The following is a 9,915-nucleotide window of genomic DNA, read 5'->3' as shown; positions in this document are numbered from 1 at the left end:
TCGGTCTCGATGCGTGTCTCTCGTTCGTGGCGCTCGTACGTCAGGGGTGTCCTGGCGGTGCTCGCGGTCCTTGCGGGCGGCCCCTTCCGCCACGGCGCGCCGCCGGACCCGGAACCGGTGCGCCCGGCGGCGCCCGAGGAGGACCCCGTCGACCTGTACGTCCCCGGGCGACCGGGCCCGTACGGTGCGGCGGACGGCGGAGCGGAACCGGAACCGGTGGAGGCGAACGCGGTGCCCGTCCGGGTGCCGTCGGCGGCCGCGCTGCCGCGCATCCTCGACATCCAGCGGGCCCTGCGCGCGCTCCAGCGCCGCCGGCCGCCCGCGCCCCGGGCCCGCGCCGTGCTGGACGAGCCCGCGACCGCCGAGGCCAGCGCGCGGGCGCTGGGCCTGGCCATCCCGGTGATGCGGGCCGAGACCCGGCGCGAGAGCACGATGCGGCTGGTCCTGGACGCCTCCCCGTCGATGGCCGTGTGGCGGGACATGTTCGACGAGCTGCGCGCGGTGTGCGAGCGGCTGGGCGCTTTCCGGGACGTCCAGGTGCACTACCTGCACCGGCTCGCGGACGGCCGCCCCGCGGTCGGGACCGGAGCGGAAGCGGAACCGGAAGCGCGGATGCGGTCCGCGGAGCTGCTGCGCGACCCCACCGGGCGCGGGCTGACCATGGTGGTCTCCGACTGCGCCGGGCCGCTGTGGCGCGAGGGCGAGGCGCAGCGGCTGCTGCACCGGTGGGCCCAGTGCTCCCCCTGCGTGGTCGTCCAGCCGCTGCCGCAGCGGCTGTGGAGCCGCAGCTGGCTGCCGACCGAGCGGGGCACGCTGGCGCGCGGCGAGGGCGGCGCGCCGCACCTGGAGTTCCGCTCCGACCGGCCGCCGCGGCCCGGGCGGCCGGTCGGCGGGCTCACCGTGCCGGTGCTGCCGCCCAGCGCGGCCGCGCTCGGGGCGTGGGCGCGGCTGGTGGCGGGGCTGGGCAGCGGGTCCGTACCGGCCGAGGTCGGGCGCGTGCTCGCCGACCATCCGGCCGCGCCGGTGCCGCTGCCGCGGGCCGTGCGGCCGCCGCGCGAACTGGTCCGCCGCTTCCGATCCTCGGCCTCGCCGCGCGCCGTGCAGCTGGCCGTCTACCTGTCGGCGACCCCGCTCACGCTGCCCGTGATGCGGCTGGTGCAGCGCACGATGCTGCCCGACTCGGAGCCCTCCGACCTCGCGGAGGTGCTGCTCAGCGGGCTGCTGCGGCGCAGCGGGCCGGCGCCGGGCCAGTGGTACGCATTCACGCCGGGCGTACAGGACGTGCTGCTCGGGCCGCTGGGGCGGGACGAGGCCGCGCTGGTGCTCAAGCACTGCTCGGAGTACGTACGGGCCCACTTCGGGCGGGGCGTGCGCAACTTCCCGGCGCTGGCGGTCTCCCAGCTCACCGGGGTTCCGGTGGCCGACGCCCCGGTGGCGGGGGAGCCGGAGGCGGACGCGGGGGCCGCGGACGAGCCGGGGCGGCTGCCCGTCCCGCGGCTGCCGCAGGCCTTCGCGCAGGTCTCGGCCAAGGTCGTACGGCGCTACCTGCCCGGGCCGCCGGACGCGGCGCCCGGGGCCGAGGACCCGCCTCCGGGCGGCGCGGCCACCGCGCCCGCCCGGGCCTGGGCCGTGCGGACCGCCCGGATGCGGCTCGCGGCCTTCGACCGTGACCGGGACGGCGGCCAGCGCGCGCTGTACGAGGCCGTCGCCGTGCTGCGGCGGGCCGTGACGGTGGCGCCCGGTCCCGCGGACCCGCCGGGCGAGGCCGAGTTCGAGCTGGCCGGGGCGCTGCTGCGGCTCTGGGAGGTGCAACGCGACCTCGAACTCCTCACGGAGGCCGAGCGCACGGCGCGCGCGGTGAGCGCGCTGCCCGGCATGGTCCGGGCCCGCGCGCTGCTGGGCCGGGTGCTCTACGAACGGGCCGTGGCGGGATCCGGGCCGGAGGTGGCGGAGCTGCTGGCCGCCGCCGAGCGGGAGTTCGAGGCCGTCGGAGCCGTGCCCGAGCTGGAACGCGAGCTGCGCCTGGACTGCGCGGTCCGGCGGGCCCGGACCTTGATGCGGCTGTGCGAACTGCACGACGACCCGGCGGCGCTGCGGGAGGCCCTGGTGGCCCTGGAGGTCTTCGACCGCGCGGAGCGGGAACAGGGCGGCAAGCCCGACGGCGGCCTGCAACTGGCCCTGGGGCGCGTCCTGCTGGCCCTCGCGGAACGCGAGAGCGACCCGTCGGAGCGCACCCTGCTCGCCACCCGCGCCGCCCACCGGCTGACGGCGGCCCTGGCCGCCCTCCTGCGCACGCAGGCGGGGCCCGGGCCCGACGCCGGGCCGGGTGCGGGCTCGGGGCGGCGGAACCCGGGCCGGGGCGGGGCCCCGGCCGCAGAGCGGACCCCCGGCTCGGGCGCGGATTCCGGGAGGGGTGTGGATTCCGGGACGGGTGCGGATTCCGGGACCCCGGACCCGGACCCGGGTCCCGCCCCCCGGCGGGGAGCCGGCGGCCCGGGTGCGCCGGATCCGGCGCCGGTCGGGCCGCCCGTCCACGGCGCGACCCCCGCCCCGGCCGGGGAGTGGCCCGATGACCGGGCCGCCGGGGCGGGAGTCGGCTCCGCCGCCGGGAGCGACTCCGGGAGCGCCGGCGGCGGGGCGGAGCGCGGGTGGGTCCGGGTGGAGCTGGCCCGCGCGCTGCGGTACGTGCCCGAGCGGCTCGACGAGGCGCCCGGGGTGCTGGCGGTGGCGCTGGGCGAGGCGGCCGGAGAACCGGAGCTGCGGCTGGCGGCGCTGGTGTGCCTGGCCCGGGTGCACCGCGCCCGGTACGCGCGGGACGGGGAGCCCGGGGACCTCGACGCGGCGGCCGACGCCTATGCCCGGGCCCGGCGGCTGATCCCGCGCGACGGCGAGGCGTACGGGGAACTGCTGCCCGAGTGGGGCGACGTACTGCTGGAGCGGGCCCGCACGGCCGACGGGCAGCGGTTCGTCTCGACGGCGGTACGGGTGCTGCGCGACAGCCGCGCGGCCGTGCCGCAGAACGACCCCCGCGCCCCGCACCGGCTGCGGCGGCTCGCCGCGGGCCTGCGGCTGCGCCACTCCTACGAGGGCGACCTGGTCGACCTGCGCGAGGCCGAGTACCTGCTCGAACTGGTGGTCCGGCATGCCCGCGGCCCCCTGGAGCAGGCGCAGGCCTGGCGCGAGCACGGCGACGTACAGCAGGAGATCCACACCCACACCCGGGCCGCCGACCGCCTCGACCGCGCGGCCGACTCCTATCGGCGTGCCTGGCGGGCCGCGATGGAGGGCGACCGGACCGACCGCGAGGACGCCGCCCTCCAGCTGGCCGCGCGGGTCCAGGAGCTGCGCGGCGAGGTGCTGGAGCGGCTCGCCCGGCCGCGGGCCGCGCTGGACGCCTACCGGGCGGCCCTGGAGCTGTGGCAGCGCCTCGGGGAACCCGGGAGCGGCTCCGCGGCCGCCCACGGGACCGGCCCCGACGACCGGCGCGCGGCGGTGCGCGCGCGGGTGCGCGCGCTGGAGGCGGCCCTCTGACGTGCCTCGGGGCGCCCTCCCGTGACAGTTTCCCCGCCTCGGTCGCCGGGAAGGGGCAGTGAACCCATCGAACAGACGACGCAACAGGGGGACGAGACACCGATGGTGACAAAGCATCAGGAAGTGGTCGCACGGCGGTGTCCGGCGCAGCTGCCGGACCTCTCCGGGCTCGATCTGGCCGCGCTGCGGGGCATCGACCATCCGGTGCTGGCCGATGTGGTCGAGGGCATGGTGGAGCGCGTCACCCACCCGGCGGAGATACTGAACGCCTTCGACTCCGGGGTCGACTGATCCGGCCGGGCGGGGCGGGGCGGCTCGCCGGGGCCGACGGCCCGGCCCGGCCGCGGGCCCCACCACCCGGTCGGCCACCCGGCCCGAACCAGCAGGAATCACCCCCGAGTTGACCACTTTCCGCCGTTAGCCGCACACATCCACCGGGCAGGGATGGACCGTCCGCAGCGGGAGGAACAGTCGAATGAGGCAGACGACCACGCGCGACGCCGTGCTGCCCGCGCACCGCGTCCACGCGCCCTGGCCCTACACCCGGCTCGACGTCCCCGCGCTCCGCGCCGCGGGCCACCGCCCCTACCCCTTACGGCAGTTCGTCCTCAAGACCCGCAGCCGCTGCAACCTCGCCTGCACCTACTGCTACGTCTACGCGATGGCCGACCAGGGCTGGCGCGCCCAGCCCGTCGTGATGACCCCCGCCACCACCGCCCGCGCCGCCGACCGGATCGCCGAACACGCCGCCGCCCACGCCCTGCCCCGGGTCGACCTCGTCCTGCACGGCGGTGAGCCGCTGCTGACCCCGCCCGCCGACCTCGCCGCGCCCGTCGAGGCGGTACGGGCGGCCCTCGCCCACCGCTCCCCGCGCACCCGGGTCACCGCCACGGTGCAGACCAACGCCACCCTGCTCACCCGGGGCAGGCTGAAGGTCCTGGCCGCCGCCGGGATCCGGGTCGGCGTCAGCCTCGACGGGGGGCTCCCGGCGCACAACGCCCGGCGCGTGGACCACGCCGGGCGCCCCGGCTTCGCCGCCGCCGCGCGCGGGCTGCGCCTGCTGGCCCGCCACCCGGAGAGCTACGCCGGGGTGCTGTGCGTGGTGGACGCGGCCCAGGAGCCGGTGGAGACGTACGAATCGCTGCTGGCCTTCGCGCCGCCCACCATCGGGCTGCTGCTGCCCCTGGCCAACTGGGCCGACCCGCCGCCCGGCGCGGCCCCCGGCGCCACCCCGTACGCCGACTGGCTCACCGCCGTCTTCGAACGCTGGTGGCACGACGGGGTGCGGAGGACCCGGATCCGGCTCTTCGAGGAGATCATCGCGCTGCTCCTCGGCCTGCCCGCCGCGAACGAGTCCCTGGGCCTGGCCCCGGTCACCACCGCCGTCATCGAGACCGACGGCAGCATCGAGCAGGCCGACTCCCTCAAATCCGCCTACGAGGGCGCCGCCGCCACCGGGATGACCCTGGACACCCACAGCTTCGACGACCTCCTCGACCACCCCGGGCTGGCCGCCCGTCAGCTCGGCCGGGCCGCGCTCACCGCGGGCTGCCGCTCCTGCGAACTCGTCGAGGTGTGCGGCGGTGGCCACTACCCGCACCGCTACCGGCCCGGCCAGGGCTTCCGGCACCCCTCCGTGTACTGCGAGGACCTCCAGGTGCTCATCCGGCACATCGCGGCGGCCCTGCACCGGGCCGCCACCACGGCCCCGCGCGCCGGCGCGGCCACCGGGGCCACCGGCGCCGCCACGGCCGTAGGCGCCGCCCCCGGTGCCGCCCTGGGCTCCGCCGCGGCCACCCCCGCGCGCGGCCCCGAGCGGGCCGCCTCGTGACCCGGCCCGCCCCGGGCACCACGCCCGCCCCCGTCCCCCGGCCCCGCGCGGGGCCCGCCCCCACCCCGCTCCCCGGCTTCGCCGTCACCTCCCACCTGCTGCGCGCCTTCTCCTCGACCGAACCCGGCGCCGAAGGCACCCGGCTCGTCCGCGACATCCGCCGCTCCAAGCGCCTGGTGCTGCTGCGCGGGGTCCTCGACGCAGCCCCCGGCGGAGCCGACGGGGAGACCGGCCAGCACTGGGCCCTGCTGGAGGAGGCCGAGCGGCACGCCCCCGGCGCGGTGCGCGACGTACTGCACTACCCGGCGACCGGGGCGTGGGCCGAGGAGACCCTGCGCCGGCTGCACGAGCCCCACGGCCCCGCCCCCGACCTCGCGCACCTCGGGGCCCTCGCCGCCGCCGCGGCCCTGCGCGCCGGAGTCACCTTCAAGATCACCCTGCGTCCGCTGCACGGCCGGCTGGTGCTGCCCACCCTCGGCCTGCTGCGTCCCGCCCGCCCCGGTCCCGTCGCCCTCACCGAACGCTCCTGGGACCCCGCGGACCCCGCCGTGCTGGCCCTGCACAGCCTCCCCGGCGGCCGGACCGCGCTGGACGACCTGGACCCGTACCGGGCGCTGGGCCACCCGGCGTCCGTACGCCCCGCCCGCCGGCTCACCCCCAAGGGGCACAAGCGCTGGGACATCCAGTGGACGGGCGCCCTCACCCTCCTGGAGCGCTACGACTCCACCCGGGCCGGGGAGGTGGGCGAACTCCTGCGCACCCTGGTCCCGCTGGCCGGCGGCGCCCGCTCCACCGGCGCCACCCTGCCCGCCGCCGCCGGATCCGTCCTGGTCCGCGGCCAGACCCCGCCCGCGCTCGCCGCCACCCTCGTCCACGAGGTCCAGCACGGGAAGCTGACCGCCCTCGCCGACGTCCTCACCCTGCACACCGCCGACCGCACCCCCTGCTACTGGGCCCCCTGGCGCGGCGACCCCCGCCCGCTGGAGGGACTCCTGCACGGCGCGTACGCCCACCTGGCCCTGGCGGGCTACTGGCAGCGCGCCGCCCTCTACGGCGCCCGCGGCGCCTGGGCGCGGCACGCCCGGTGCCGGGCCCAGGTGGCCGCCGTCCTGCCCGTGCTCCAGGCGGCCCGCGAACTCACCGTCACCGGGCGGGAGTTCACCGCCGGAATGGCCACCGCCGAACGGGCCATGGACGACCTGCCGCCCCCCGGCGACCAGTACGCCACCGCCCGCCGGACCGTCGACCACGAGCGCCGCGCCTGGTGCGGGGAACACCCCGAACTCGCCGCATTCACCGCGTCCTGACACGGGCTGAGGACCCGTCACCTGCGGTACCTTTTCAACCCCGTCCACCGCCCGGATTCCAGGGAGACGGCCGCATGACCACCGGTAGTCGGCACGACCGCGACACAGCCGCGCAGCCGCAGCGCTTCGTCATCAGCTTCGCGGGATTCAACCGCCCCTGGGCCGTGTGGATCGCCCACCGGCTGGAGGAACACGGCCACCGCGTCGCCCTCCAGCGCTGGGACCCGCAGAACAGCCCCGGGCTGACCGAGGCCCTCGACGACCTCGCCCGCGGCGGCGGCCGGGTCCTGGTCGTCCTCAGCGAGCGGTACTTCTCCGCGGGCACCCACACCGACGAGGAGTGGAACGCGGCCCTGCGCACCGTCACCGCCGACCACCCCGACCGGTTCGCCGCCGTCTGCTTGACCGACGCCCCGCTGCCCAGCGCCGTCGCCGCGCTGGAGAAGACCGATCTGTGGGGCCTGGACGCCTACGAGGCCGAATACCGGGTGCTGCGCAGGCTGGAGCTGCCCACCGAGCGGATCGGCACCGAGACCGGCCGCCGCGGCCCGCGCTTCCCCAACGACCCGCCCGAGATCTGGGGCCGCGTCCCGCGCCGCAACCCCCGCTTCACCGGCCGCAACGACGTCATCGGCAAGCTCCGCGCCGCCCTCACCGAGGCCCCGCCCGGCGCCGCGACCGTCACCCTGCTCGGCCTCTCCGGCGTCGGCAAGACCCAGGTCGCCACCGAGTACGCCTACCGCTTCGCCTCCGAGTACGACGTCGTGTGGTGGGTGCCCGCCGAGGACCGGCCCACCCTGCGCGAGCGGCTCGCCGACCTCGCGCCCGCCCTCGGCCTGCCGCTCGGCGCGGGCAGTTACGGCGAGCAGATCCGCGCCGTCCTCGAAGCGCTGCGCCGCGGCTCCCCGTTCAGCCGCTGGCTGATGATCTTCGACGGCTGCGACAACCCCGACGACCTGACCGACCTGCTGCCCGGCGGCGCGGGCGACGTCATCATCACCTCCCGCAACCGCGAATGGGGCAACCGGCACACCAGCCTGGTCGAAGTCCCGCTCTACGCCCGCCCCGAGTCCATCACCTTCATCCGCCGCCGGGCCCGGCGCCTGACCGGCGACGAGGCCGACCAGCTCGCCGAGGCCCTGGAGGACTACCCGCTCGCCCTCGACCAGACCGCGGGCTGGCTCGCCGACTCCCCTCTGAGCGTGGGCGATTACCTCGCGCTGCTGCGGCGCAGGCTCGACTCACGGGAAGCCGTCGCCGTCTCCGACGACTACCCGCTGCCCTTCCCGACCGCGCTCGCGATACTGCTCAACAACGTCCGGGAGAACTTCCCCGACGCCCTGGCCCTGCTGCGCCTCTTCGTCTTCTTCGCGCCCGGCCCGGTCCCGCTGCGGCTGCTCGGCGAGTTCCCCGCGGACGACGTACCCGAGCAGCTCGCCGGGCTCATCAACGACCAGATCCGCTGGAACGCGGCCCTCAACAAGCTCGTGCAGTTCTCCGTCGTCCGCCTGGAGTACTCCGACCTGCCCGTCGAAGAGGGCGGCGGCGGCCTGGAGACCGTCCAGCTGCACCGGATGGTCCACGGCATCGTCCGCGAGAACCTCTCCGAGGACGAGGCCGAACCGCTCTCCCGCGCCGTGCGCCAGGTCCTCGCCGCGGCCGACCCCGGGCGGCCCTCCGACTCCCGGCTCTGGCCGAGGTACGCCGAGCTCATCCCGCACCTCGAGACCGCCGGAGTGCTCACCAGCACCAACCCGCGCATCCAGGCCTTCCTGCTGAGCTGCCTGCGCTATCTGATCCTGGCCGGGGAGTACCGCACCTGCCTGCGGCTGTGCGAACAGACCGACGCGGCCTGGCGGTCCATGCTCGGCGAGGACCACGACCGGGTGCGCGAGCTGAGCTACCAGTACGGCGGAGCGCTGCGCAACCTCGGCCTGTTCCGGCGCGCCGAGGCCCTCACCAAGGCCGTCGCGGACCGGCTCGTGGCCGAGCGCGGCGAACGCGACCTGGAGACCCTGCGGGCCACCAGCGCGTACGGCGGGGTCCTGCTGTGCATCGCCAAGTTCGAACCGGCCCGCGCGCTCTTCGAACACTGCCTCGCCACCTACCGCGAACTCCTCGGCGAGGACGACTCCACCACCCTCAACGCGCAGAACAACCTCGCGGCCACCTACCGGCTGCTGGGCCGCTACCAAGAGGCGTACGACCTCGACCTGGAGACCCTGCGCCGCCGCGAGCGGGTGCTGCGCCCCCACCACATCTCCACCCTCTCCTCCGGCATCGCCTGCGCCATGGGCCTGCGGCTGATGGGGCGCTACCGGGAGGCGCAGACCCGCCAGGAGCAGGGCGTCAAGCTCAACAACCAGATCCTGGGCGTCAACCACCCCCAGACCCTGCGCGCCGAGCACAACCTCGGGCTGTGCCTGCGCCGGTCGGGGGACATCCCCGGCGCGGGCACCCGGCTGCGGACCGTGTGGGAACGCGCCACCCGGGCCTTCGGCGCCGACTACCCCTGGACGCTGATGGTCGCCTCCGACTACGCGACCTACCTGCGGGAGTACGGGGACGTCGAGGAGGCGCGGCGGATCTCCGAGGCGGTGGTCCGGGGCTACCAGTCCCAGCTGGGGCTGGCCCATCCGTACAGCATCGGTACGGTCGGCAACCTCGGCCTGGTGCTGCGGGCGCAGGGGGAGCGCGAGGAGGCCCTGAGCCTGTGCGAGCAGGCGCTGGTCGGGATGCGGAACGCGCTCGGGGAGCGGCATCCCTGGGCGCTGGGCAGCGCGCTGAACGCGGCGGGGTGCCGGAACATCACGGGGCAGCTCGACGATGCGGTGCAGTTGAGCCGGGACACGCTGCGGATGGCGGAGCAGGTGCTGGGTCCCGACCACCCGATGTCACTGAGTGCCCAGATCGCGCTGGCCGCGGATCTGCGGGCGCTCCAGCACATGGACGAGTCCCGCAAGAACGAGGACGACGCGCTCAAGGCCCTGACCCGGACCCTGGGCACGCAGCACGTCCACACGGTCTCGGCCCGCCAACGAGTCCGCCCGTACTGGGACTTCGAACCCCAACCGTAACCCTGCCGGGCAGACCCAGCCTCGCCGGGCAATCCCAGCCGAGCCGTCTCGGCCCTGGCCGGGCCGACCCAGCCTCGCCGGCGTTTGAGGCGCGGGGCCCCTCCCGCTCAAGGTCGCGGCACGTTGCGCAGGTTGGATCGAGCCATCTGGATCATGCGGCCGACGCCGC

Annotated in this window: 5 protein-coding genes; all 5 read left to right on the top strand. The window is 76.6% G+C overall.

Going from position 1 to position 9,915, the window contains the following annotated elements:
* Nucleotides 1–3,531, top strand: a 3,531-nt coding sequence (locus ABT084_RS37215; RefSeq protein ID WP_351054086.1) for an SAV_2336 N-terminal domain-related protein, incomplete at its 5' end; no start/stop codon positions are given.
* A 123-nt stretch (nt 3,532–3,654) separates the two neighbouring features.
* On the top strand, nt 3,655–3,822 hold the full coding sequence (gene fxsA / locus ABT084_RS37210; protein ID WP_351054083.1) for an FxSxx-COOH cyclophane-containing RiPP peptide: 168 nt from the start codon (nt 3,655–3,657) through the stop codon (nt 3,820–3,822).
* Between the two features lie 184 nt (nt 3,823–4,006).
* On the top strand, nt 4,007–5,362 hold the full coding sequence (locus ABT084_RS37205) for an FxsB family cyclophane-forming radical SAM/SPASM peptide maturase (protein ID WP_351054080.1): 1,356 nt from the start codon (nt 4,007–4,009) through the stop codon (nt 5,360–5,362).
* Nucleotides 5,359–6,669, top strand: a complete 1,311-nt coding sequence (locus ABT084_RS37200; protein WP_351054077.1) for an HEXXH motif domain-containing protein — start codon at nt 5,359–5,361, stop codon at nt 6,667–6,669. Before ABT084_RS37205 ends, ABT084_RS37200 begins: the two co-directional genes overlap by 4 nt.
* A gap of 74 nt (nt 6,670–6,743) precedes the next feature.
* Nucleotides 6,744–9,746, top strand: coding sequence for an FxSxx-COOH system tetratricopeptide repeat protein (fxsT, locus tag ABT084_RS37195; RefSeq protein WP_351054074.1), 3,003 nt, complete (start codon nt 6,744–6,746; stop codon nt 9,744–9,746).
* Nucleotides 9,747–9,915 lie beyond the last annotated feature (169 nt).

The sequence above is a fragment of the Streptomyces sp. NPDC002138 genome (genome assembly GCF_040296485.1).
In the GTDB taxonomy this organism is placed as follows: Bacteria; Actinomycetota; Actinomycetes; order Streptomycetales; family Streptomycetaceae; genus Streptomyces.
Note: the sequence above shows the minus strand (reverse complement) of the source record. Positions and strands in the feature narration are given on the sequence as shown.